This is a genomic window from Heminiphilus faecis (genome assembly GCF_008728965.1).
Lineage (GTDB): Bacteria > Bacteroidota > Bacteroidia > Bacteroidales > Muribaculaceae > Muribaculum > Muribaculum faecis.
Genome location: NZ_VSMC01000008.1, coordinates 19,250 through 43,689 on the forward strand (window position 1 = coordinate 19,250; position 24,440 = coordinate 43,689).

23 protein-coding genes are annotated in these 24,440 nt (G+C 49.2%); 11 read left to right on the plus strand and 12 right to left on the minus strand.

Annotation, left to right across the window (positions count from 1 at the left end):
- The first annotated feature begins 209 nt into the window (after window positions 1-209).
- From nifJ to FW767_RS04780, 8 genes are all read left to right on the plus strand, one after another.
- A complete protein-coding gene (gene nifJ, locus FW767_RS04745) occupies window positions 210-3,779 on the plus strand; it encodes a pyruvate:ferredoxin (flavodoxin) oxidoreductase (protein ID WP_121698598.1) in 3,570 nt (1,189 codons plus the stop codon).
- 616 nt (window positions 3,780-4,395) lie between these two features.
- Window positions 4,396-5,073, plus strand: coding sequence for a hypothetical protein (locus FW767_RS04750; protein ID WP_121698597.1), 678 nt, complete (start codon window positions 4,396-4,398; stop codon window positions 5,071-5,073).
- A gap of 9 nt (window positions 5,074-5,082) precedes the next feature.
- Window positions 5,083-5,955, plus strand: a complete 873-nt coding sequence (locus FW767_RS04755) for a DUF4384 domain-containing protein (protein WP_147438720.1) — start codon at window positions 5,083-5,085, stop codon at window positions 5,953-5,955.
- Between the two features lie 120 nt (window positions 5,956-6,075).
- A complete protein-coding gene (locus FW767_RS04760) occupies window positions 6,076-6,357 on the plus strand; it encodes a TRL domain-containing protein (protein ID WP_121698620.1) in 282 nt (93 codons plus the stop codon).
- An 87-nt stretch (window positions 6,358-6,444) separates the two neighbouring features.
- The gene (locus tag FW767_RS04765) at window positions 6,445-6,960 is read left to right on the plus strand and encodes a hypothetical protein (RefSeq protein WP_121698595.1); all 516 of its coding nucleotides are present in this window, start codon (window positions 6,445-6,447) and stop codon (window positions 6,958-6,960) included.
- The gene (locus FW767_RS04770) at window positions 6,957-8,165 is read left to right on the plus strand and encodes a caspase family protein (RefSeq protein WP_121698594.1); all 1,209 of its coding nucleotides are present in this window, start codon (window positions 6,957-6,959) and stop codon (window positions 8,163-8,165) included. Before FW767_RS04765 ends, FW767_RS04770 begins: the two co-directional genes overlap by 4 nt.
- The gene (locus tag FW767_RS04775; protein WP_147438719.1) at window positions 8,162-8,764 is read left to right on the plus strand and encodes a hypothetical protein; all 603 of its coding nucleotides are present in this window, start codon (window positions 8,162-8,164) and stop codon (window positions 8,762-8,764) included. The genes FW767_RS04770 and FW767_RS04775 overlap by 4 nt, the downstream gene beginning before the upstream one ends.
- On the plus strand, window positions 8,761-10,221 hold the full coding sequence (locus FW767_RS04780) for a hypothetical protein (RefSeq protein ID WP_121698592.1): 1,461 nt from the start codon (window positions 8,761-8,763) through the stop codon (window positions 10,219-10,221). The genes FW767_RS04775 and FW767_RS04780 overlap by 4 nt, the downstream gene beginning before the upstream one ends.
- Before the next feature lie 216 nt (window positions 10,222-10,437).
- Here FW767_RS04780 and FW767_RS04785 read toward each other — a convergent pair whose 3' ends face one another.
- The 8 genes from FW767_RS04785 to FW767_RS13440 form a co-directional block, all read right to left on the minus strand.
- Entirely contained in the window at window positions 10,438-11,100 is a 663-nt protein-coding gene (locus tag FW767_RS04785; protein WP_205523815.1) for an AlbA family DNA-binding domain-containing protein, read from the minus strand.
- Window positions 11,097-11,579 (minus strand): S-ribosylhomocysteine lyase, encoded by a 483-nt coding sequence (locus tag FW767_RS04790; protein ID WP_121698619.1) that lies wholly within the window; start codon window positions 11,577-11,579, stop codon window positions 11,097-11,099. Before FW767_RS04790 ends, FW767_RS04785 begins: the two co-directional genes overlap by 4 nt.
- A 29-nt stretch (window positions 11,580-11,608) precedes the next feature.
- Complete coding sequence (locus FW767_RS04795; protein ID WP_121698590.1) at window positions 11,609-12,286, minus strand: 5'-methylthioadenosine/adenosylhomocysteine nucleosidase; 678 nt, start codon at window positions 12,284-12,286, stop codon at window positions 11,609-11,611.
- Between the two features lie 129 nt (window positions 12,287-12,415).
- Window positions 12,416-12,580 (minus strand): rubredoxin, encoded by a 165-nt coding sequence (rd, locus tag FW767_RS04800; protein WP_121698589.1) that lies wholly within the window; start codon window positions 12,578-12,580, stop codon window positions 12,416-12,418.
- 11 nt (window positions 12,581-12,591) lie between these two features.
- Complete coding sequence (locus FW767_RS04805; RefSeq protein WP_235898054.1) at window positions 12,592-12,957, minus strand: DUF488 domain-containing protein; 366 nt, start codon at window positions 12,955-12,957, stop codon at window positions 12,592-12,594.
- A gap of 198 nt (window positions 12,958-13,155) precedes the next feature.
- The gene (locus tag FW767_RS04810) at window positions 13,156-14,781 is read right to left on the minus strand and encodes a RagB/SusD family nutrient uptake outer membrane protein (protein WP_121698618.1); all 1,626 of its coding nucleotides are present in this window, start codon (window positions 14,779-14,781) and stop codon (window positions 13,156-13,158) included.
- A 20-nt stretch (window positions 14,782-14,801) separates the two neighbouring features.
- Window positions 14,802-17,576, minus strand: a complete 2,775-nt coding sequence (locus tag FW767_RS04815; RefSeq protein ID WP_317133116.1) for a SusC/RagA family TonB-linked outer membrane protein — start codon at window positions 17,574-17,576, stop codon at window positions 14,802-14,804.
- The gene (locus FW767_RS13440) at window positions 17,540-17,758 is read right to left on the minus strand and encodes a carboxypeptidase-like regulatory domain-containing protein (RefSeq protein ID WP_317133115.1); all 219 of its coding nucleotides are present in this window, start codon (window positions 17,756-17,758) and stop codon (window positions 17,540-17,542) included. The genes FW767_RS04815 and FW767_RS13440 overlap by 37 nt, the downstream gene beginning before the upstream one ends.
- Window positions 17,759-17,926: 168 nt before the next feature.
- On the opposite strand from FW767_RS13440, the gene FW767_RS04820 reads away from it, so the two are divergent.
- Genes FW767_RS04820 through FW767_RS04830 form a run of 3 tightly spaced genes read left to right on the plus strand, consistent with a single transcriptional unit; the run spans window position 17,927 to window position 19,633 of the window.
- Window positions 17,927-18,604 (plus strand): B3/B4 domain-containing protein, encoded by a 678-nt coding sequence (locus FW767_RS04820; protein WP_121698587.1) that lies wholly within the window; start codon window positions 17,927-17,929, stop codon window positions 18,602-18,604.
- Window positions 18,605-18,645: 41 nt separating this feature from the next.
- The gene (locus FW767_RS04825; protein ID WP_121698586.1) at window positions 18,646-19,311 is read left to right on the plus strand and encodes a hypothetical protein; all 666 of its coding nucleotides are present in this window, start codon (window positions 18,646-18,648) and stop codon (window positions 19,309-19,311) included.
- 16 nt (window positions 19,312-19,327) lie between these two features.
- Window positions 19,328-19,633: a nitrous oxide-stimulated promoter family protein gene (locus FW767_RS04830; RefSeq protein WP_121698585.1), complete on the plus strand. Its 306-nt coding sequence runs from the start codon at window positions 19,328-19,330 to the stop codon at window positions 19,631-19,633.
- A gap of 32 nt (window positions 19,634-19,665) precedes the next feature.
- On the opposite strand, the gene FW767_RS04835 is transcribed toward FW767_RS04830, so the two are convergent.
- The 4 genes from FW767_RS04835 to FW767_RS04850 all read right to left on the minus strand — a co-directional run bounded on the left by FW767_RS04835 (window position 19,666) and on the right by FW767_RS04850 (window position 24,438).
- Window positions 19,666-22,110, minus strand: coding sequence for a glycoside hydrolase family 2 TIM barrel-domain containing protein (locus FW767_RS04835; RefSeq protein WP_121698584.1), 2,445 nt, complete (start codon window positions 22,108-22,110; stop codon window positions 19,666-19,668).
- A gap of 90 nt (window positions 22,111-22,200) precedes the next feature.
- Window positions 22,201-22,584, minus strand: coding sequence for a DUF3037 domain-containing protein (locus FW767_RS04840; protein ID WP_121698583.1), 384 nt, complete (start codon window positions 22,582-22,584; stop codon window positions 22,201-22,203).
- Entirely contained in the window at window positions 22,562-23,344 is a 783-nt protein-coding gene (locus FW767_RS04845) for a HipA family kinase (RefSeq protein ID WP_121698582.1), read from the minus strand. Before FW767_RS04845 ends, FW767_RS04840 begins: the two co-directional genes overlap by 23 nt.
- Before the next feature lie 107 nt (window positions 23,345-23,451).
- Window positions 23,452-24,438 (minus strand): YncE family protein, encoded by a 987-nt coding sequence (locus tag FW767_RS04850; protein ID WP_235898056.1) that lies wholly within the window; start codon window positions 24,436-24,438, stop codon window positions 23,452-23,454.
- Window positions 24,439-24,440 lie beyond the last annotated feature (2 nt).

Consider the following 24,440-nt stretch of genomic DNA (forward strand, 5'->3'; position numbering starts at 1 on the left):
ATGAGGCATATTAAACCGTCATTTAACGCATGTTAATGCAGAAAAAACTCAATAACAATTAATATACTGTATTAACGGCTTTTCACGTAAACGAATTACGTATTTTTTGGCGATTAACGGATTAATATGTAATTTTGCCGTAATAACATTTATATTATTGAATAGAGAGAATTAAATTTATATTTCCCTATAAAATAGATTACACAATTATGAGTAAAGAAAAGAAATTCTTGACCTGTGATGGTAATCAGGCTGCAGCCCATGTGAGCTACATGTTCTCGGAAGTTGCCGCTATATACCCCATCACTCCGTCGTCGACAATGGCTGAATATGTCGACGAGTGGGCTGCCGCAGGCCGCAAAAACATCTTCGGTGAAACTGTACTGGTTCAGGAGATGCAGTCTGAAGGCGGAGCCGCCGGTGCCGTTCACGGTTCACTTCAGGCCGGTGCTCTCACCACTACTTACACGGCATCGCAGGGTCTTCTTCTTATGATCCCCAACATGTACAAGATCGCGGGCGAACTGCTCCCCTGCGTATTCCATGTTTCGGCTCGTACATTGGCTTCTCACGCGCTCAGCATCTTCGGTGACCATCAAGACGTAATGTCGGTGCGTCAGACCGGATTTGCCATGCTTGCCGAGGGTTCCGTACAGGAAGTTATGGACCTCTCAGGCGTAGCACACCTCGCCACATTGAAATCACGCGTGCCTTTCGTCAACTTCTTTGACGGTTTCCGCACATCGCACGAAATACAGAAAATCGAAATGCTCGATAACGACGATCTTGCTCCTCTGGTTGACCATGAAGCAATCGCCGACTTCCGCGCACGCGCCCTTAGCCCCTCCAACCCCGTGGCCCGCGGTATGGCTGAAAACGGCGACGTATTCTTCCAGCACCGCGAAGCGTGCAACAAGTACTACGACGCGGTGCCCGCCATCGTCGAAGAGTACATGGACAAGATATCCGAAATCACCGGTCGCAAATACGGCTTGTTCAACTACTACGGAGCTCCCGATGCCGAACGCGTCATCATAGCCATGGGTTCTGTCACCCAGTCGGCTCAGGAAGCTATCGACTACCTCGTTGAGCAAGGCGAAAAAGTAGGTCTTGTATCGGTACACCTCTACCGCCCGTTCTCGGCAAAGCACTTCCTCGCGGCAGTACCCAAGACTGCAAAGCGCATAGCCGTGCTTGACCGCACCAAAGAACCCGGAGCACAGGGCGAACCCCTGTACCTTGACGTGGTAGACTGCTTCAAGGGTGTTGAAAACGCGCCCGTTATAGTAGGCGGCCGCTACGGTCTCGCTTCAAAGGACACAACTCCGGCCCAGATACTTTCCGTATACGAAAACCTCAGCCTCCCCGAACCCAAAAACGGCTTCACCCTCGGCATCGTGGACGACGTGACATACCTGTCACTCCCGATGAAGGCCGAAGTAGCTCTCGGCGACAAGAGCACTTACGAAGCCAAGTTCTTCGGTCTCGGAGCCGACGGTACGGTAGGAGCCAACAAGAACTCCGTAAAAATCATCGGAGACAACACCAACAAGTATTGTCAGGCTTACTTCGCTTACGACTCCAAGAAGTCGGGCGGCTTCACCTGCTCACACCTGCGTTTCGGCGACAAGCCTATCCGCTCCACTTACTTGGTGACAACCCCCAACTTCGTGGCATGTCATGTACAGGCTTATCTGCACATGTATGACGTGACCCGTGGTCTGCGCGACGGCGGCACATTCCTCCTCAACACCATCTGGGAAGGCGACGAACTCGCCAAGAACCTACCCAACAAGGTTAAGCGCTACTTCGCCGAGCACAACATAACGGTATACTATATCAACGCCACCAAGATAGCTCAGGAGATAGGTCTGGGCAACCGCACCAACACCATACTCCAGTCGGCATTCTTCCGCATCACAGAAGTGATACCCGTTGACCTCGCCATCGAGCAGATGAAGAAATTCATCGTAAAGAGCTACGGCAAGAAAGGTCAGGATGTCGTTGACAAGAACTACGCTGCCGTAGACCGCGGAGGAGAGTACAAGGTACTTCCCGTAGATCCCGCATGGGCACAGCTCCCCAACGATCCGGAAGTGGCCAACAACGACCCCGAATTCATAAACAAGGTAGTACGCCCCATCAACGCTCAGGACGGCGATCTGCTCCCTGTATCGGCATTTACAGAAGCCGACGGCACATGGCAGCAGGGCACAGCCAAGTACGAGAAGCGCGGTGTGGCCGCTTTCGTTCCCGAATGGAAAGAGGAAAACTGTATACAGTGCAACAAGTGTGCCTATGTTTGTCCTCACGCCGCCATACGCCCGTTCGTCCTCACTCCCGAGGAGATGCAGGCCGCACCTTTCGGCGAAGATGCCACTATACCGGCTATCGGCAAGACATTTACCGGCATGCGCTTCATGCAGGCCGTCGACGTGCTTGACTGTCTCGGATGCAGCAACTGCGTTGACGTATGTCCCGGCAAGAAGGGCGTGAAAGCTCTTGAGATGAAGCCCCTCGAGACACAACTCGACATCCAGAAAAACTGGGATTACTGCGTTGAGTCTGTTAAATCAAAGGCTCACCTCGTCGACGTTAAAGCCAACGTCAAGAACTCGCAGTTTGCCACTCCGCTCTTCGAATTCTCGGGAGCATGCTCCGGCTGCGGCGAAACTCCGTACGTAAAACTTATAACCCAGCTCTTCGGCGATCGCGAGGTAGTGGCCAACGCTACCGGATGTAGCTCAATCTACTCAGGCTCGGTGCCCTCGACTCCCTACACAAAGGACGAGAACGGACGCGGTCCGGCATGGGCCAACTCCCTCTTCGAGGACTTCTGCGAATTCGGCCTCGGTATGACCATCGCCAACGAAAAGATGCGTGCCCGTCTTGACAACGACGTGCGTGCTCTGCTCGACTGCCCCAACTGCAGCGACGCCATCAAGTCGCTCGCCACTCAGTGGCTCGACGAAAAGGATAACGCCGACCGCAGCCGCGAGATAGCCGACGCTCTCGTGCCCCTGATGGAGCAGTGCGGTTGCGACGCCTGCAAGAAGGTACTCCAGCTCAAACACTACCTCATCAAGCGCAGCCAGTGGATCATCGGCGGTGACGGTGCATCATACGACATAGGCTTCGGCGGTCTTGACCACGTCATAGCATCAGGCAAAGATGTCAACATCCTCGTACTCGACACCGAAGTATACTCCAACACCGGCGGTCAGGCCTCTAAAGCCACTCCTATCGGCGCAATCGCCAAATTTGCCGCATCGGGCAAGCGTATCCGCAAAAAAGACCTCGGTCTTATAGCCACAACCTACGGCTATGTTTACGTAGCACAGGTGGCTATGGGCGCCGATCAGGCCCAGACCCTCAAAGCCATACGCGAGGCTGAGGCTTACGACGGACCTTCGCTGGTCATCGCTTACGCACCCTGTATCAACCACGGCATCAAAGCCGGCATGGGCAAAGCACAGCAGGAAGAGGCCAACGCAGTAGCATGCGGTTACTGGCAGCTCTGGCGCTATAACCCCGCCGCCGAGCTTGAAGGCAAGAACCCCTTCACTCTCGACAGCAAGGAACCTAACTGGGATGCCTTTGAAGACTTCCTCAAAGGCGAGGTACGCTACGCTTCCGTAATGAAGCAGTATCCCGCCGAAGCAGCCGAGCTCTTCGCTGCCGCCAAGTCCAACGCCCAGTGGCGCTACAACAACTACCGCCGTCTCGCCCTCCAGCAGTGGGGAGTCGACCCGGAAGTAGAAACCCTTGAAAACAAATAAGCCATACAGCTTACCCAACTCCGACAGCGAGGCAGTGCCGACTCCGGCACTGCCTCGCTCCGTTTTACACCCAACGCATCACCAACCGTCCACTACCGTATAAAACATGCTTTAAAAGCATATTGAACATAATCAAAAATACAACCCGTATTCATTCGGAATCATAATTTAAAAGTAAGAGGATTTTTTAATTTACCTTAATAATATATTGCGCGTATTAAAATTTGTCATTATCTTTGCGATTACAGATCGCATCACAGAAGCCCTGATCCGGGGTTAAGCGAGGCGGGAAGTAATTGACATAATAAAGCGTTTATCCGCGCTGATTCTTGACGGACAGAAATTCTCGCAAAATTTCATTATCAAAGTCAAGTGTCGAGCAACGGTAGATGCCCGTGGATATGTAATTATCTTGTATTCGGTAAATACATCTCGCGAGAGATGCTACCGGATTCTTTGATTGCATATATTGGCGTGGGCTTCTGCGTTGCCGTCCGACTTTGATAGGGCAATGCGAGAAGCCTCTGTTCGTAGGACGGTAACTGATACAGACTCTCACGCTTTTTTTGTAACCGGTTGGACCGTGAGTCTTCCAACAAAATTTTCATAATCCTCTATGAGAACGATTATTTGGGGACTGCTGTCAATAGTGATGGTACTTGCATCAGACAACTGTTATGCACAGTCATCAAAGGAGCAACGCAAAGAACGTCAGGAATTGGCAAAAGCATCAAAGAAAGAGCTTAACGAAAAGGCAAGCAAGGCAGCACGCAAAGAGGCCAAACGCCTCTCGAAAGAAGGCTGGAAAACCGCTCCCGGAGCGCTACCTCTGGAAAAACAGTTAGACAAATCGTATATGATGCAGTATCAATATGATCCCGACGGTTTTCCGCAGTTCATAATGGCCGAGGCCATGAGTGTAGGAGGAAACTACGATGCTGCAAAAATGCAGGCTCTCGAGCTCGCCAAGCAGAATCTCGCAGGCCAGATACAAACCGAGATAACCGGACTGATCGAGAACACGGTAGCCAATGAGCAGATGGACCAGAGCGAGGCCTCATCAGTTACCCGCAGCGTAATGGCAAGTAAGAATCTGATATCGCAGAGCATAGGCAGGGTTGTTCCGGTAACGGAGACCTATCGTGTAGTAAACGGCAATAACCGGGAGGTCCTCATACGTATAGCCTACAGTCAGGCTATGGCAAAAGCAGCAGCCAAAAAGGCTGTCAAAAAGGATCTTGAAGAACGTGGCGACTCGCTCCACAACAAACTGGACGAACTGTTAGGCTGGTAATTCAGGAGTATGAAACGCGTCGTCATTTACTCATTATTCATGGCGTTGTCATTTCTACCGGCCATTGCCGGACGTACAGCCACCGTGTCAGTAGAATACATCTACCACATACCCGAGAACGTGTCTCCGACAGAGGCCCGCGAAATTGCTTTCCAGCGTGCCCAAATTCAAGCCATCGCCGATGAGTTTGGCACAACAGTCACTCAAACGACATCCGTGACAATCGATACAAGCAACGAGGAAACCACTTCGGAATTCCTGTCGATAGGCGGCAGCGACCTTAAAGGAGAATGGGTTGAAACCATAGGCGAGCCCGTCTACGAGTATATTACCGACGGAGATGCACTGGCTGTCCGGGTAAAAGCCAAAGGACGCATACGTGAATTGAAGGATTTCCGCATTCCTTTCGACGTAAAGATACTCCGCAACGGCATAGAAGACAGTCATGAAAGTGATAATTTCTTGTCAGGCGACGATATGTTTATGTCATTCAACGCGTCAGCGCCGGGTTATCTGAGCATATATCTTATTGACGCAAACAGACAGGCTTTCTGTCTGCTGCCGTACTCACAACAGGAAAACGGACTGTTTCAGGTAAAAGGCAATAAGAAATACCTGTTTTTTCATCCCGACTATTCGGCCGACATCGAAAAAATGGTGGTCGACCAGTTGACTTTGGATACTTCGGTGGAGCGTGAGCGGAATAAAATCGTCGTATTGTTTTCACCGAATAAATTCTATAAAGCCGCCGACAGCGCCACATCTGCCGATGTTCCGAGAAATTTAGGTTATGACGATTTCAAGAAATGGCTTGTAAACCTGAAAAAACGCGATGTCGACCTATCTGTTACAGAAAAATCCATTGTCATATGCCGTCATTGACGTAACAAGCCTTATCCTGTCAAAAACAACCGGCATATGTGCAAGTAAAAGGCTCATTGCAATATGTCGGACATTACTTCAAACAATCCTGAGCCTCCATTTAATCAATCATTATCAGTCATGAAAAAAATGATGAAATTTGCGTTTGCCTGCATTCTTGCACTTGGTGCGGCAAGCTGCGCCACAACAACACCCGTCGCCGCCACATCAAACCCCGTAGGCAACAAATGCGGTATCGCCAAAACCACCACCGTTCTGTCCATATTCGGCGGTTCAGCCGACTGCGGCATAAACAAAGCGGCCAAGAATGGCGGCATCACACGCATATCGCACGTCGACGCGTTCCAAAAAAACTACCTCGGCATCGTCACCATCTACGGTGTTAGAGTTTATGGCGAATAATTACAAATAATCATACAGATAAAGATATGGCCTGATTACAAAAATGGCCATGTCTTTATCTGAATCTTTTTCCTTTCCATAGCCCATATGCTGATTAAGTTACTACCGCTGCTGGTTTCCGTAATGGTATGCCTCAATATGCAAGCACAGTCGGCCGACGGCCGCTATATCAGCCGCATGACTCAAGACGGCACTTTATATTTCATCAATCCGCAAAAACTGTCCAAAACCGAAGGGATAAAAAACTTTGAATATGACATGACTTTGCTGAGCTGGACCGACTCTGCTACCGTTAATTTCACATTCCGCTCCGGACTGATGGCAAAACCTGAAAACCTTGCAATACGTTCGGGAAATAATGTATTCAGATGTGATGCTTTCAAACCTTTATTTATAGATATAAAAAAGAACAAATACGAAATACGTATCACATCCAGATTTCCGATATCCGTACTGGCCACGATACTCGACAATCCCGACCCTCCGATATTCGACTTCACACAGGATGGCATACATAGACATGCCGCATATTCCGAAGGAGCATGGCGCAAAGACAGAAAAAAACTTAATGACATCTACCGTATTTATCTATACTCAAAATGAAACATTGTACTATAACCGGACTGATACTGACTGTTCTTGCCATCTGTCTAACGCAAATAGACGCACAGGCGGCAAAAACAGTCAAAATCAAACTGACAGGCACAGCCTTTGAAAACATACTGATGACAGTAGGACAATCAGGACGCACCGAAGTCATTTCACAGATGCCGTACATACTGGAAGTGCCCAAAAGCGAATTGCCGCTAAAACTCAAATTCCAGTCGGAACATTATCTTTATTTCGACATAGATGTACCCAAAAAACCTTATGACACGACAGGTCATGTATATCTGGTAAAGGTCAACGAAACAGCCACCAACTGGAACTACAATAATCTCGCCGCGAATTCTGCAAACGCACCGCATAATGCACCTGTCATGGGCCAGACAATTCTCGACGGACCGGTAAAAGGTCTCGACTTGAGCCGGAAAATAAACGTAGCCCCCGTGACCGGAGCAATAAATGACAAGACCGTAGCTGTAATAATTTGCAATGAAGAATATGAAATGGCGGAAAATGTCGATAACGCCACAAACGACGGTCTTGCATTTAAAGAATACTGCATAAAGACCCTCGGCATACCGAGCCGGAATATAAAGTATGGCGAAAATCTCTCATTCGGCAAAATGAGAAAGAACATCAACGACGCTCTCGACTTAGCCGGGTTGTTTAACGACGAGGCCAAACTTATAGTATACTATGCCGGTCACGGTATTCCCGACAACAAGACCAAAGACGCATTTCTTATGCCGGTGGATGCCGATGGCACGGACACAGACATATGCCTTTCGCTTAAAGGGCTCTATGACAAGCTCAACGCCTCTGACCTGAAGCAGTGTGTGGTTTTCCTCGATGCATGCTTCAGCGGGGAGCAGCGCGACGGCAGCATGATTGTAGCCGCACGTGGAGTTAAAATCAAGCCAAAGGAGGCCGAGCCACAAGGCAAGACCGTTGTTTTCAGCGCCACTTCCGGTAACGAGACAGCCTTCTCCTATAAACAGGAGAACCACGGGCTCTTTACCTATTATCTGCTGGACAAACTTCAGTCAAGCAAGGGTAAGGCTTCTTTAGGCGAACTTGCCGAACACCTAAAGGAAAAGGTCTCCATAGCCTCGCGCCAGATAAACAATATGCCTCAGACTCCTACCGTATCGGTAGCCGCCGGAGTATCGGACAACTGGAAATCGTTAAAGCTGAACAAATGATCCGGTCCTGTTCTCGCCTTATAGTATGCCTCTGTTCTATTTTTTCGATATGCTCCTGCTCCGATACGCAGCATATCGACAGAAACCTCTGGGATGAAGAGACATCGACATACCATATACCGGCGGCTTCGCTAAAGATTTCCGTCGACAGCCTGAGCGACTGGATAGTGGCCGAGCCGGACAGTCTGCCTCCTAACGTAGAGTTCTGCGCAGTCAATGGCTCGACCGGAGCATGCGCCATGCTTCTACATCCCTACTTCAAGAATCGCTCGGCAGGAATACAAACCCTGACCTCGTCAGACGTGGATTATTTTATCAAATCCATGGCTATTGACCAACAGAACAATTTCGTCGGGTCTTCATGCCTTAAAATGCGCTCCGGAGTGCATAACGGCACTCCTTACAAACAATTCAGGAAAGACCTGCGTCTATATGACTCGGCCAGCGGTGACACTTTAAACATATCATATTCAGGGTATCTGTTCAACCGCAACCAATCAGTATACAGCCTCACCACCATAACACTGTCATCGGATTTTGACTCTATCGGCGAGGTCGCTCTTTTTGGCAATATATATACCAATATATCACACCGATGAAGCACTCGTGTCTGCGTATTTCCGCTGTCCTTTCAGTGATAGCTTTACAAGCCAATGTATCGGCACAAAGTTTTGCCGATAAATATAACGATTTCCGAAATGAGGCCAGAAACCGACATCAGTCGTTTAAAGACGAGAGCAACCGGAAATATATCGAATTCCTGAAATACGCTTGGGACCGGTATGAAGGCAAAGCACCCATGCAAATGCCGAATGACGACACACCGGTGCCTCCGCAGCCATACAAAAACAATGACAGCGTGAAGCCGGTCTCCATCGCTCCGATTATAGTAAATCCTCTTGATGACAACCCGCAGCCAAAACCCGTGGAACCCGTCAGGGAAACACCGTTGCACGACACACCTTATTTCACCACTGATTTCTACGGTATAGAATGCAGCGTAAGGCTTCCGGAAAACGCACGCCTTAAAGTAAACGCCAATTCATCTGACGCTATATCCGACGGATGGAAACGCTTATCAGGAGAAACCATGAATAATGCCATACGCGATTGTCTTGAGATAAGAATACGCCATAACCTGTGTGACTGGGCTTATCTGTCGTTTCTTGACAAATTATGTCATGATTTTTGCTCCGACACAAACGGTGCGACATTGCTTACCGCCTTTATTTACTGCCGGTCGGGTTATCAGATGCGTCTGGCAAAAGATGCCACGAAACTATACCTGCTGTACAGCAGCCGCCATCAGATATATGGCAAACCGTATTTTGTGGTCGACGGCATATATTTCTATCCTCTGAACAGCACGTCATCCTCAATAAACATCTGCAATGCCACTTTCAAGGGAGAAACACCTATGTCGCTATATATAGGCAAGGAGCAGCTGCTGGGCGAGCAATTGACCTCGAAGCGCAAGATCAAGTCGGGAAAATATCCGTCCGTGATTGCCGAATCCCAAATCCCTCAAAAACTGATCGACTTCTTCAACCGGTATCCTGCATCGGCCATTGACGGCAACCCCATGACACGATGGGCCATGTATGCCAACACGCCATTGGCGTCTTCAACAAAAGAAATCCTTTATCCTTCGCTCAAAGAAGCTATCAGAGATTGCGATGAAGCTACATCGGCCAATAAACTGCTGGACTGGGTACAGACCGGTTTCGTATACGAATATGACGACAAGGTGTGGGGGCAGGACAGAGCTTTCTTTGCAGAGGAAAGCCTGTATTATCCATATTGCGACTGTGAAGACAGAGCCATACTCTTTTCACGGCTTGTAAGAGACCTCCTTGATCTTGATGTAGCCCTTGTATACTACCCCGGTCACCTTGCCACAGCGGTAAAGTTCAACGAGAGTGTAGGCGGCGATGCCATGATAATCGGTGAAGAGAAGTTTATTGTATGCGACCCGACTTATATAGGAGCGCCTGTCGGAGCACAGATGCCGGGCCTGAAGCACGACAAAGTCCAAGCCATAGTATTGGAAAGATAGCGCTGTAGACAAAACGGATACGCGGCGCTATCCTCACGGAGGGCGCCGCGTACTGTATAAAACAATAGCTTTAAGAATAAAATAGATTACTCCGGTCAAGCCGGTTTTATATTTAATTCGTATAATTATCTGGATGCAAAATTACTTCAACGGGCCAAACCTTACCATACCGAAAAACAAGTATTTTGAGGTCCCCGGCTGCAACCTGCGTAATCATTATTGATTATCGGAGCGCATAATCCTGAACTCGGAACCCGTATATATGAACTCCAGAACCCCGGCGGCACAGAGCCTGACTATTATCTCTTCGGCCGCGGCCCGGCTTATATGGGCGCCGCGCATGTAGTCCTCGACTGTCGTCATCGACCATTCGTCAAGATAATTAAGCAGCGCCGCCTCCGCCTCGGAGAGCGACAGCACAAGCCCCTCATCGGCAGCCATACGCCTCCATGCCTTGACCATTACGGGATGGGCCGCAATATTTTCATCCTTAACACGGTAATAGGCACGCATAGTACCGTCGGGTTCGCGAGAATACACCGGACGCTTCGAAGCCTTCGCAATATCCACACGCAGCACCACGGCCCCTCCGTCGACGGTAAAAGCCGATACTTTCACATCCTGCGGCGGCCGGCAATACATCTGCGCGGCCTGTTCGACGACAAATATATCCTCCTCGTTGCGTATACCGGCTATACGCCCGTTATCCTTAACTCCCACAAGAAGACGGCCGCCGTCATTGTTGGCAAAAGCCGATATAGAGCGAGCAATTTTCGCCGCATCCGTTATGGCAAACTTGAAGTCCTGATGTTCATGCTCGCCCTCGCTAATAAGGTTATGTATATAGAATGTGCCCTTTATCGCCTTCAGGTCTTTCATTGCGGATACACCAGTTGCTGCGGCGTTATACATTCAAGCACCTCATGCAGATAGCGTCGTGCGGCATCGCAGGCCCCGTCAAGGTCCATGTAAGAATAGTTGCCGCAGTCGCGCGGAGTGGCTCCGGGTATTTCGCCCTCAAAATCAGCGATAAACCGGAAAGTCTCACATAGCAGCGGCACAACATCGCCGCTCTCATAGTCACCGCTCAACAGCAGGTAGTTGCCTGTAAGACAGCCCATCGGCCCCCAGTATATCACTTTGTCGCGCCACACTGGATGATTGCGCAGATAAGTGGCGGCAAGATGCTCTATGGCATGCAGTGCGCGTCCGCTCAATGGCGGCTGACGGTTGGGCTCAGTCATGCGCACGTCAAAAGTCGTTATGACATCGCCCGAAGGTGTGACATCCTTGCGTGATACATATACGCCACGCAACAGCGTGATATGATTGACGGTAAAACTCGCTATTTTTTCCATAAATCCTTATTGTCATATTCAAATTCAGGCTAAAGCGCCTCGATAAGCTGAGTGAGCACATGGAATGTCTGAAGCGGAGCATCATCCCAGAAGTGCTGGTACTGCGACGTATTGTCGGCCTCACCCGGAGTGTCGCTGACAACGCGTATGCTTGTAAACGGCACGCCCTTTATGTGGCAAACCTGCGCTATGGCAGCCGACTCCATGTCCACGGCAAGCACATCGTGATAAAGTGTTTTAATGCGAGCCAGTTCGCCGGCATTGTCTACAAACTGGTCACCAGAGGCAATAAGTCCTTTCTTGACATGGCCCGATTCATCAATCTTCGCAAGCACCTCGGCCGGAGCCTCGAAGTACATGGGCATACCCTGTATGCGGCCGCGCTCGGCACAGGGTCCGCACCATACGTCATGATAAGCCACCCGATCGCCTACAACCACATCAAGTATCTTGGCTTCAGAACCGGTACCGCCTGCTACTCCGGAGTTTATGACAATATCAGGATGAAAGGCCTCAATCAGCGCAAACGCGCCCACCGCGGCATTTACCTTGCCGATGCCACACTGCATCACGGCCACCTCCTTGCCGGCCATGAGTCCTTCATAATATGAAAAGCCGTTGGCCGATGACACTTCCTTACACGAATTTATAAGAGGCAACAACAGATTAAGTTCCTTCGTCATTGCCACAATTATGGCTATCTTCATTGTCTGTATTTTATATGGAGCGCTAAGTTACGAATTTTTTTCAAGACAGTAAGACATAAACCAAGACCTCTGCCGAAATATGACTATCGGCAGAGGTCTGTATTTAAGAACGGGATGAGAATCAGACCGTCATTCGTCAACAGGACTGAATTGATCCTTTCCGACACCGCATACGGGGCATACCCAATCGTCGGGTATATCTTCAAAAGCGGTTCCGGGAGCTATGCCTCCCTCGGGGTCACCTGTTGCCGGATCATATACCCAGTCACATACGTCACATACATACTTCTTCATAATCAGTAATTTTATTTAGTTAATAAATCATATACTACTATGGCATTGTTGTGCAGCTCGTCGTGTGACGAATAAACAAGCGTCACCACCGGTTTCTGCGCCAACAGATGACGAAGAGCGTTAAACGAAGAATTATCATTCAATTCAGCGGTGTAACGCCGTTCAAATTCAGTCCAACGTTTTTCGGGGTCGGCATGAAACCACTCACGAAGTTCAGAAGAAGGAGCGATATCCTTGTCCCATAAGTCGTAATGAAATGTCTCGTGCGAAAGACCTCTTGGCCATAAACGATCTATATACACCCGAAAACCGTCACCGTCAGATGACGGTTCATAAGCTCTTTTCAATCGATATTGCGTCATAGTCAAAACTTTCATTTTAACATATAACACATTTATCTTATTACTGTTCAGGAGTCATTGACAATTCTTCGTCATCAGAATTGTCAATGAACCACGCATAAGCCATAGCTACCTAAAACGGAAGTGGCATCTATATCACATAGATGCCACTTCATGCTTACATTTCAGGACTGTCAATACCGCCCTTTTAAACCTAAATTAATCCCTTAAACATTAATATCCCTGATTTTGATGTAGCTTACTGTTAGTCAGCAGCACCTTATTTGGTATCGGATATAAATTCTTGTCAGCGTCACTCCTGTCGTGAGAGAACCATGACTTTGTTGTAAATGCGTTGAAACGTATCATATCCTGACGACGACGTCCTTCCTGACAGAATTCCCATCCAAGTTCATCAAGAAATCGTCCATAAACAATGTCGGCTCCACCTTCATTAGTGATTGTATACTCATCGCAGCGTCCATATTCATACACACTGCCGCCCCGGAGCTGCTCGTCTGTCACAATTGCCTTTTCCGGCTTTTCCGGAAATGCTCGCGAGCGGACCATCGTGACAAGTTCTCCCGCGCCGGGTTTACCGTCACGCATAAGAGCCTCCGCCTTCATCATAAGAATATCGGCATAACGGAACAGCGGAAAGTCATTGCTCAGACGATTCGTTATACCATGGGCATACTCAAACTTTCCCCACCGGAAACCGTCATCAACATCAAACGCATCAATTGACGGGACTTCCACTTCATAAACAAGAGGTTTGCCATCAGAACTTCGCAGCAAGACATTTCCCGATGCATCATATTGCTGACCCTGAATATACCACTCTGCAAGTCGTTTGTCATCAGGATCAAATGATTTTATAAACTGCGGTATAGCGCATACGCCACCCCACGGACGGTCGGTAAAACCATAAGTTGCCTGATTTTCCGGGGCAAGTGTATAAAGGTGAAAATCAAAGGCATTCCAGTCTGTCACATATATCTCATCAAAAGGCAGTGCGAAAATAATCTCTTTTGAATTTTCATTGGCAGTGATAAAAGGAGCGTTTACATCTGCCTCAAGTCCATAATCGCCGCTGGCCTCAGCATGTGCTATAACGGCATTGCAATGAGTCACGCACTCATTCCACATCGCCTGTCCTGTCCAGACTTCCGCATTAAGATACATCTTGGCGAGAAGAGTATGGGCGGCCCATTTGTTGAAACGGGCATAATAATAACCGCGAGCCTCTTCCGAGAGTAACGGCAGATTGTCATTTACCTCACTGACAATAAAGTCAAACACCTGCTTACGCGTAGACTGCTCAGGTAAATCGACATTTTTGAAATCGGTTATAACAGGCACATTACCGTAAAGGTCAATAAGCACATAATAGTACGATGCACGAAGTACTTTAAGTTCGGCTATCAGGCGTTGACGTGCGTCACCTTGAATATCTATAACATTGTCCTCGATCTGCGAAAGCACCCTGTTACATGCCGTAACGCCATTGAAAGTCCTTTCCCAGCCAACGAGCACACCTTCATCCTCAGTAGTCCATGTGTGCTGATGCCAACGTTTGTAAATATAGCCGTCAACCCATCCGATACCTAATCGGGCAGGTATCACGTCTTGGTCAGCCGATAATTCCTGCGACCTGAGCACTCCCTGCCACAGCAACATCGTCTCTCTCCACGGGATGTATGCGGCATTTACCAGATAACTTATATCGGCCTCGGTCTTGGGTATATATTGCGATGACACTACCGAACCAAAACTGTCATCTTTCAAGTCAGTGCATGATACCGATGCCAGCATCACAATCATGCCAATGATATAATTAAGTATATTATGTATTTTCATCTTCATTTTAATTTATCAAGTTAGAAACTTACATTGACTCCTATTGTATAAGAGCGTACCTGTGGATAACGGTCACGAGTATCATAGCCGGGAGTCAGACCATCTGTGGACACTTCAGGATCTATACCTTTGTATTTTGTAAATGTAAATGCATTCAATACGGATGCATATATACGCAACGACTTGACGTATTTACCTATCTCACCGAAAGAATATCCGAGCGTTATATTGTCGATCTTCCAATAGTCGCCATCCTCAACATAATAACTGTTAAACTCAGGTTCTACTTCCTTGCTCAGAGTGTGCTTGCCGAATACGGGATCGAATACCGACTTCAGGCGGTTTTCGAAACGGCTGTTCTTAGTATTTTCATAATTAAGACGCGCGCCGTTGATGACTTGAAAATCAAATGCGCCACGCATCGTCACATTGAGGTCCCAGCGACGGTAGCGTAATGTATTGTTCCATCCGGCATACCATCGCGGCAAACCATTGCCTATCACATGCTTGTCTTCGGGAGCATGAGTGAAATCTTTGTAGTTTACAAGGTCACCGTTGCGGTCTTCGTAAATCCATCGTCCCTCGTCGTCCACATCTACGACTTTGAAACCATAGAAGTTGCCTATACTCTCTCCTACCTGTACACGATGAGACGAAGCGACCTGTCCTGAATATTCAACCGTACCGGTGTCAAAGAAATCATACTCAGTTTTAAATATGCTACCCGACAGACTCTTCAATTTATTGGAATTAACGGAGAAACTTGCCGTAGTGGTCCACTCAAAGTCGTGAAGCTGAATTGGTATAACATTTACAAGGACTTCAAGGCCACGATTTTCCATTGTACCTCCGTTAGCGGTAGTGACATTATACAAATTAGGGGGCGTGGGCACAGAATAGTCATATATCAGGCCGTCTATGCGACGGTTATAGAAGTCGACAGAACCACTGACGCGATTGTTCCACGACACAAAATCAATCCCCGCATTAAACTCTTTCTTTTCCTCCCACTTCAAGTCAGGGTTAGGATTGGACGCAGGTACGATGGTCTGTATCCATTGTCCGTCAAAATAAGCGTACGAACCATAACGAAGCATCGCCACACCAAGAAACGATGCGCGTGGTTGTGAACCGGTAACTCCATAACCTACACGAAGTTTGAGATCGTCAAATAGCTTTTGAGCCTGCATGAACTTTTCTTGAGTGATGCGCCAGCCGACCGATACAGAAGGAAACAATCCCCAAGCATTGTCTGTACCCCATAACTGACTTGCGCCTTCATAACGAAGCGCAGCCATAAGAAGATAACGGTTGTCATAAGAATAGGTCGCTCGTCCAAAGAAACCAATAAGATTGGTTATCGACTTATTTGACCCGACATTAGCTTTACCGTTTTTGAGTGCGGAGCCTATGCCGATATTATGCCATCCGCCGAAATTATCATCCTGAAAACCCCAATTGTCTATCCAGATACCTTCATAATCATTTTCATTATAGCTATAACCGCCAAGTACGGTAAATTTATTGGCACCAAACGAACCGTCATACTGAGCAGTGACTTCAAGCAGTTTTTCAATTGATATCGACGAACCCACAGAGGACCAGCCGTTATAACCGTCACGACGGGCTGAGATATGATTAAGAGTCTCACTATACCCTCTGTTGGAAGTGAAACGACTGTATGAATAGTTAGCTTGCAATGTCACATCTCGCACAGGATTGTATGTAACACCGGCAATCCACTGAAAATGAGTATTTTTAACATCGCCATCACACTCGGTCAGCAAAGCTACCGGATTTTCGTACTCAAACTTGCTCAGATTCTCATACCACGTGCCATCTTCGTTGCGTACCGGCTCGGTAGGATTACGGCGAGTGGCCTGACTGTATGCGACTCCGCGGAAACTTCCGCCGTTAACTGTCGACTCGCGCCAGTCAGAGCGTCCAAGCAGACCGAGACGCAGACGTACCTTGTCATCAAACAACCTCTGCGTAACCTCTATACGGGCACGAAGGTTCTCGAAATTAGAACGCTTCATTATACCCTGACGGGAGGCATAATTAAGATTGGCCACGTAATTGGAGCGGCTTGTGCCTCCGGTGAGTGAGACATTATGCACATGGCTTACAGGAGTACGGGTTATCTCATCAACCCAATCGGTATCGTAGCCATAGTCATAGTCAGGGTAAAGCTGAGCAAACTCAGCGGCGCTGAGCATTTCATGCTTTCTTGAAATCTTGGATGTGCTTATATATCCGCTATAGTCAACCTTGAGCATCTCTGCTCCCCGGGCCTGTTTGGTAGTTATAAGTATAACTCCGTTGGTGCCGCGCGTACCATAAATAGCGGCGGCAGAACCGTCTTTCAGCACATCAATACTCTCCACATCTTCAGGTGCCACCGTATTAAAGTCACCCGGTACTCCATCAATAAGTATAAGAGGTGCTGTATTGGCACCTCCTATCGTACTGGTGCCACGCAAACGTATCTGCGTATTGCCTGTCGGATCCCCTGAAGGATTGGTAATAGAAAGGCCGGCAACTTTGCCTTGAATGAGCTGTCCTATATCTTTTACAGCTCCTTTAACAAAATTTTCCGCTTTGACACTTGCAACAGAACTTGTAACATCAGATTTACGCTGTGTACCATAGCCGATTACAACGACTTCTTCAAGATTTTTGCTGTCTTCAACCAGTTTGATGACAAGCGGATCAGCGGATTTTAAGGTTATGCGCTGAGAAACATAGCCTATATAGCTTATTTTAAGAGACTTACCGCTAACGGGGGGGGTAATGTCAACGAAAACAGGCCATTAATATCGGTTGAGGTACCGATTGACATTCCATCTACCATTACTGTTACTCCGGGCAGCGGCTCACCCGACCCAGCATCCACGACCTCACCTTTTAAACTTTGTTGAGCATATGATGACAACGCAATGCTCAACGAAAACAGAAGTTGATACAATTTTTTCATGTACGAATTTTTAGGTTAAAAATTTAAAATGATTGTGATATGCAAATTTATGTAATAGCAACGTTTAACGACAACAACTATGTTGAAAAAAAGGACACTCATGTTGATTCTGCAATATATATTATACTGTTTTTTTGTACATTTGCATATTGAACTTGAACATTATCAATGAACATAACGATTGAGGATATAGTCAGGGAGGCAGCTCCCGAACTCAAAGTGGTGACTATCGAGGCCGATGTCACCAATGCGGCGACATCGCCCGAATTACGCGACGAATTGCTACGTCTTGGTGAAAACATAAAGGCAACTTACCGCCTTGACGAAATCAACAAAAGACCCGGCATAGCCGCCACACGCAAAGCCTACAAAGCTCTCGGCAAGGAGCCCAACCGCTATCGCCCGTCGAGCGAGGCTCTCTGCCGCCGCATAGTCAAAGACATGGGGCTGTACTTTATCAATAATCTTGTGGACCTGATCAATGTCGTGTCGATAGCCTCGGGCTACTCCATAGGCGGCTTCGACGCCGATAAAATAGAAGGTGACACACTGTCGCTCGGCGCAGGCCGCGAGGGTGAACCGTTCGAAGCCATAGGACGCGGCATACTCAACATAGCGCATATGCCGGTGTACCGCGACGCCATAGGCGGCATAGGCACCCCCACAAGCGACAACGAGCGCACCAAAATCGACCTCGACACCCGCAGGCTGCTCATGTGCATAAACATATACGGCGAGGAGATGCTTGCCGACGACACCATCGAACTCGCACTACGGCTGCTCAGTCAATACTGCGACGCCCGCAACATAATAGTTAAAAGCTATTGGGCTTCGGGCGTTTTTTAGTAATTTTGCAAGTGTATACAATAAAAACCTCAAAAACGGATATGAAACATTATATAACGGCCATAGCCATGGCCCTGCTCTGCGTGTTCACAGCCGGCGCCTCATCGGCTGAATTCAAAAGGATATGGATTGAGACCAACGCCCCGCATGACGGAGAAAAAGGAGTGATGATACATGCCGACTTCGACCTGAAAGGAGTCAAAGACAAAGGTGTGCAGTGTCAGGCCATATTTTATGCCGTGCCCGGCAAAAGAGCGCTCCACGACATAAACGGACGCTACCGCCTGTCACCGTCGCTGAACTATATCGCCTCATACTCTTACTTCAAACCAAAGAAAGACAATATGGACGTGGAGGACTGCACCATCTTCATACCCACCGAGGAGCTGCACTTGAAAAATTCACGTAAGTACCGCATATTCGTCAAAGTATCGGTATTTGCCAATCCGGGAAAAGACGGCGAATTTCTGGCAGAGAGCGACTACATACCTTTTGTAGTGGACATGAGCGACCTCAACGGCGACGCCAAGCGCTTCGACTACGACCCGTCGAATCCGGTCAAGATAGAGCCGTCCGTTCCGGGCACACAGCCGGGAGTACAGCCGGCGGCTCCGGCCGAAGACAAATTCGTGCCATCGGTAGGCGAACCCGAACGTGACAAGAAAGGCCGTCCCAAGCGCAAAAAAGCCAAAGTATTCATCTCCTGACACAGTGTACCGGCAAATGACGCGCATCGAACGAGAAAAAACTGTCATAGGCCAGATGATAGCCATTTATTGCCGGAAGCATCACAATTGCGCCGGCGGACAGTTATGCAACGATTGCGCGGAGTTGCTCGCCTATGCAAACAACCGTCTTGACCGTTGTCCGAAAGGCAACGACAAGTCTAATTGCCGCAAATGCGAGATTCACTGCTATTCGCCCGCCAACAGGGACAAGATAAGAGCCGTAATGCGATACGTGGGTCCACGAATGATATTTCATCATCCGCTGTCGGCCATACGTCACATCATCAACGAGATGAAATGATATGGCCACGAACATTACGTGTGAACAAATCACTATAACGATATTGTCATATCGCTGCTCTCAATCGTAGCTACCGCTACAGTCGCAGGGTCAAGACCGTCGGCTTCAGCAGTCACCGTGACTTTGCCGGGCAGGCCGGTCGAACGCAGAATCACAACAGCCGTGCCATTATAAAGGCGCCTCTTATCGCCTACGGAGAGTTCATCGCTTGCTATGTCGCCGTTTATGACCCCTGCAATCTCGGCAGGGCCGTCGACAATAAACGTCACCTGCGCGTCGGCACTGCGGACACGGCGTCCTCTGTCATCGACAGCCATAACCTTTATGTGCTGCAGGTCACAGCCGTCGGCTTTCCAATGCCGGTTATCGAAATCCATCACAAGCTTTTGTGGCCGTCCGGCGGTTTCGATACGATGACGGGCCACAGGCTTCCTCTTTCCTTTATCATATGCGACAGCCTCAATGTATCCCGGCTTATAAGGTATGCTGTCCCACAGGATGCGGTTACGCGTTTTTGAGTCCTTCCGGTCATTGAGACGGCGTCCCATGCTCCGGCCATTGACCTTCAGCTCGACTTCGTCGGCATTGGTGTAGGTATATAGCGACACGACGCTTCCTGACGGCAGGTTCCAGTGCTCCGACATACGGGTTGAGCCGACCTTGATACCGTTCCATTCGGTACCGTAATACCGGTCCACTATGCCGATATGCACCAATGGCTCGTCAGGCTTGAAAAAACTGCGCAGGAAGTAAGCGTTGGGCTTCGGCTCCAACGATATGTCAAACACACCCTCGTTCCATCCTTTTGCAGGCCATCCATGTGACTCGCCGAGATAATCGATCATGCCCCAGTAAGCCAATCCGATGACACGGTCGAGATCCATATCGAAATAATTGGGTCCCATGTTGGAAGTGTTGGCCTCGCTTTGGTAAAATATCATCCACGGAAAGCGCCGGCTGTCGCCGGGGAAGTACATGTACCGGTAATTATAGGCGGCTATGTCGGTCTCCATAGCGAGCGGAGCCGGCAGGGAGTCGGTAGCCTGATTGCGTCCACGGGGATGCATGGCCACCGTAACGGGCCTTGTGGCGTCATAACGCCGCAGCAGTTCGCGCTGCATCCTGTAAGGCGTTACGCCCCAATCGGCATACGGTATCTCCCAAAGTGTCTGCAACTCGTTGCCGAGACTCCACATTATGACCGACGGATGATTGCGATCACGCTTTATGAACTCCGGAAGATCGCGAGGCCACTGTTCCACCCACTCTTTACGACCGCCGGCATACTGCGTAAGCCACTTGTCATAAAGCTCATCGACGACAAGGATGCCATAGCGGTCACACAGATCGAGAAACGACGTGCTGTAAGGATTATGGGACGTACGCACATGATTGAAACCAAACTCTTTCAACAACTCTATGCGCTTCTCGATAGCGCGCTCGTAGGCAGCCGCACCGAGTGCGCCTAGAGTATGGTGATTGGCGATACCTTTCAACAGCACTTTACGGCCATTGAGTCTGAAGCCGAATTCGGGGGAATACTCTATGCTGCGTATACCGAAAGTAGCCTCCGCTCTGTCGGCAACGGAGCCGTCACCGTCATATACCGAAGCTACGGCTTTGTACAGAGCCGGACTTTCACAACTCCACAACTCCGGCACCTTAACCTCAATGCTATCTATGAGGTATTCCCTGATTTGCCGGCGTCGGTCGACTGCAAGCCTTACTACGCGGCCATATATCGTGTCGCCACGCGGATTTATTACATCAAGCCTTACGTCCATAGCCTTGTCGGCTGAAAAACATGCTATTTCCCCCTCGATCTTAACCGTGGCGAGAGTATCGCTCACCACCGGAGTGGTTATATACAGCGGATGACGCGTAAAATACCGTGTGGCATCGGTCACAACCAGCTTCACGTCACGATACAGACCACCCCCAGTATACCAGCGCGAGTTTTCGGGCCGGCCCGTATCGGCTCTGACTGCAATGATGTTAGACTCGCCCCATTTCAACCGGTCGGTTATGTCAATCTCCGTGCCGAGATATCCGTAATCGGTAACGCCCACAAGTTGGCCGTTAAGATAAATGTCGCCTGTAAGCATAATACCTTCAAAATCGAGCAATACACGGCGTCCGCGCCAGTCTTCCAGCGGAATAAAACGCTTGCGGTACCATCCGGTACCCATCTCCTTGAAACCACGCGCGCTAAGACGGCTTTTAACGTTGGCCACCGGATTGTCGAGGTCGGGCATCTCGTCGGGCGACGGCTCCACCCACGGTTGAGATATCTGGAAGTCGTGAGGCACATTCACAATCGACCAGCCACGGTCATCGACACCGGGCGACTGCAGCCCGGCGGCATCGCCCCGGTAAAACCGCCAGCCACGGTTCAGGTCAATCACCTCGCGGGCATCAGGCGCCCCTGTAGTCATCAAGGCCAATACAAATGCTATTGCAGAAATTTTCCGGATCATGGTTTCATTATTATTTGACTAAAAGCTCAACAAACAGGCTGTTGAACGGTTAATGTGATTGTAGGCAGACGGAAATACGCGGGACAGCGATTAGAGAACCAGCTCGGTGAACAGGCGGCAGAAAGCAGCATCGAGGTCGTCGGTAAGGCCGGGATGCGGGCGCGATGTGGCGATGCAGCAACTTTTAACCGCAGTAAGCCATCGGAAACGCTCCTCAACAGGAAGCGCCGCCATAGGTCCGCCCGACGGGTGCCCCTCCCCTATCAGTTTATAGGCCGACAACTGATGTTCTATCTCATCGATTGTCAATGCACCACCAAATACCCCTATTTTGACCGGATCAACAAGCAGCTCCACACGGGCCCAGCGACGCCGCTTGCACATCATGACAAGCCCGACGTTGACAAACTCCTCACGCTCGACACGCGGCACGTAACGGATCACGGCATATTCATACAAGTGCTTTTCGGGCATCGGCAATCTGTTTTACAAAGTTTGCGGAATGTTTAAGCCGTTCGGTCAGAAACAGTTTGTATACGCCCCTTATTTCATCGGGCGTCTGCTCTGAGCCTTCCCAATCAAGCCACCCGTCGGGTATAAGATCTACGATCTTCTCCAGAGTACGCGGCGTGATCTTCTGCCGCAAAGCCTTGTCGGCATCTTCAATATTTACGGCTTTATGAAGGAGAGCATGGTCCTTAATGTAAGGAAACGGCGACAAGGCGGCTTTCGCGGCATCGCCCCACGAGTGGTGAAAAATGAGCGATGCTCCTTGGTCTATGAGCCACAGTTCATTGCGCCAAAGGAGCATGTTGGTGTTGCGCACGGTACGGTCGACATTTGTCAAAAAAGCATCGAGCCACACTATCTTTGATGCCGTATCCTCATCTACAGGATTGACATAAGGGTCAAGGGTCAGCGCTCCTGAAAGGAAATGAAGGCCGAGGTTCAGCCCCTCGCTGGCACGGAGCAGATCCTGCACCTCCTCATCGCCCTCGGTACGACCGAAGTCTGCGTCAAGATCAACAAATACGAGTTCAGGCACGCGAAAACCGAGTGCCCGCGCCACCTCACCGCCTATAAGTTCGGCTATAAGCGCTTTTTTGCCGTGTCCGGCTCCGCGAAATTTCACCACATACTTAAAGCCGTCATCGGCCTCGGCCAATGCCGGCAATGACCCGCCTTCACGAAGGGGAGCCACATAGCGTGTCAACTGTTGTCGTCGTAATTCCATAATGAGCAGATTTTACAAAGATAACAGATTACAAAGCAACTTGTCAATATCCAACCGTGATTTTTGATCGAATCAGTCTAATTAATCCAATTAGTCCAATATGCGAATCAGTCGATTTTTTCGTAGATGTATAGTTCGTGGACTTCGCCGGTGTAGCCTTCATCGGAAATCGGCCCCTGCGACATGCCGAGCACAATGCGTGTGCCTCGGTTATTAAGCACCACAAGGTCATCATTGACCGGATCTATCGACAGGCCTTCGATCTCTCCGGCACGGAGAAAGTCGTTCATCTCGCGAAACAGCCTCACACGCCCGGCCTTGGCACCGGCAGCAATCTTACCGGAACGCATGACCGGCTTACCGTCCTTGTCGAGTTTAACACTGAACGGAGTGTCCTTCACGACTTCTTCACCGTCGACCAGCCCCGTATAAGGCACGTCGCTCACATCGGCGACATATATATTGTCGGGTATGCCGTATTGGGCCTCCCCGTCATCGGCGGTAAACAGCATCATACCGTCGGCCACAAATATGCCCTGACACCAATAAGGAGCGGGGCGGCACTGCATCTTGCTATGATAGCGCCCTGTAGCAAGGTCATAGGCATACACATAACGGCTGTCGACCCAGTCAGACATCCATACAAGACCATTGTCACGATCGACAGCCAGCCCCGACACTTCAACCTGTCCAGACTCCGGCGCCCAAGGAAAGTCGCGCTTCCACTGCAGTGTGGAGGCGTCATAAACCGATATGGCGATGTTGTAGCCGCGTCCGTACTCGAAACGCTCTATACCGCAATAAATCTCACCGTCATAAACATCGATATCGCCAAAATGATTAGCCCTCTCGGGATGCATAAAAGGGTGGTCATTGCGAGCCACGATGCGGCCCTTCTTATCATATTTGTACAGTACTTTCGTATCTGACACATAATAATAACCGCTGTCAACAGCAACTCCTTGACGGCCCTCTACCGGAATGATTTTTTTCAACCGATAATTACGCCCCGGATGTTGAGCACACAGGGGCGCCACAAATGCCGTAGTCAACAACACCGTGAGCGCCCCCGCCACACATTTACAAAAATTCATAG

Excerpts from the sequence above, each read along its gene's own strand:
- nifJ (WP_121698598.1), top strand. The coding sequence starts at position 210 with ATGAGTAAAGAAAAGAAATTCTTGACCTGTGATGGTAATCAGGCTGCA.
- FW767_RS04750 (WP_121698597.1), top strand. The coding sequence starts at position 4,396 with ATGAGAACGATTATTTGGGGACTGCTGTCAATAGTGATGGTACTTGCA.
- FW767_RS04755 (WP_147438720.1), top strand. The coding sequence starts at position 5,083 with ATGAAACGCGTCGTCATTTACTCATTATTCATGGCGTTGTCATTTCTA.
- FW767_RS04760 (WP_121698620.1), top strand. The coding sequence starts at position 6,076 with ATGAAAAAAATGATGAAATTTGCGTTTGCCTGCATTCTTGCACTTGGT.
- FW767_RS04765 (WP_121698595.1), top strand. The coding sequence starts at position 6,445 with ATGCTGATTAAGTTACTACCGCTGCTGGTTTCCGTAATGGTATGCCTC.
- FW767_RS04770 (WP_121698594.1), top strand. The coding sequence starts at position 6,957 with ATGAAACATTGTACTATAACCGGACTGATACTGACTGTTCTTGCCATC.
- FW767_RS04775 (WP_147438719.1), top strand. The coding sequence starts at position 8,162 with ATGATCCGGTCCTGTTCTCGCCTTATAGTATGCCTCTGTTCTATTTTT.
- FW767_RS04780 (WP_121698592.1), top strand. The coding sequence starts at position 8,761 with ATGAAGCACTCGTGTCTGCGTATTTCCGCTGTCCTTTCAGTGATAGCT.
- FW767_RS04785 (WP_205523815.1), bottom strand. The coding sequence starts at position 11,100 with ATGAAAGACCTGAAGGCGATAAAGGGCACATTCTATATACATAACCTT.
- FW767_RS04790 (WP_121698619.1), bottom strand. The coding sequence starts at position 11,579 with ATGGAAAAAATAGCGAGTTTTACCGTCAATCATATCACGCTGTTGCGT.
- FW767_RS04795 (WP_121698590.1), bottom strand. The coding sequence starts at position 12,286 with ATGAAGATAGCCATAATTGTGGCAATGACGAAGGAACTTAATCTGTTG.
- rd (WP_121698589.1), bottom strand. The coding sequence starts at position 12,580 with ATGAAGAAGTATGTATGTGACGTATGTGACTGGGTATATGATCCGGCA.
- FW767_RS04805 (WP_235898054.1), bottom strand. The coding sequence starts at position 12,957 with ATGAAAGTTTTGACTATGACGCAATATCGATTGAAAAGAGCTTATGAA.
- FW767_RS04810 (WP_121698618.1), bottom strand. The coding sequence starts at position 14,781 with ATGAAAATACATAATATACTTAATTATATCATTGGCATGATTGTGATG.
- FW767_RS13440 (WP_317133115.1), bottom strand. The coding sequence starts at position 17,758 with ATGAAAAAATTGTATCAACTTCTGTTTTCGTTGAGCATTGCGTTGTCA.
- FW767_RS04820 (WP_121698587.1), top strand. The coding sequence starts at position 17,927 with ATGAACATAACGATTGAGGATATAGTCAGGGAGGCAGCTCCCGAACTC.
- FW767_RS04825 (WP_121698586.1), top strand. The coding sequence starts at position 18,646 with ATGAAACATTATATAACGGCCATAGCCATGGCCCTGCTCTGCGTGTTC.
- FW767_RS04830 (WP_121698585.1), top strand. The coding sequence starts at position 19,328 with ATGACGCGCATCGAACGAGAAAAAACTGTCATAGGCCAGATGATAGCC.
- FW767_RS04835 (WP_121698584.1), bottom strand. The coding sequence starts at position 22,110 with ATGATCCGGAAAATTTCTGCAATAGCATTTGTATTGGCCTTGATGACT.
- FW767_RS04840 (WP_121698583.1), bottom strand. The coding sequence starts at position 22,584 with ATGCCCGAAAAGCACTTGTATGAATATGCCGTGATCCGTTACGTGCCG.
- FW767_RS04845 (WP_121698582.1), bottom strand. The coding sequence starts at position 23,344 with ATGGAATTACGACGACAACAGTTGACACGCTATGTGGCTCCCCTTCGT.
- FW767_RS04850 (WP_235898056.1), bottom strand. The coding sequence starts at position 24,438 with ATGAATTTTTGTAAATGTGTGGCGGGGGCGCTCACGGTGTTGTTGACT.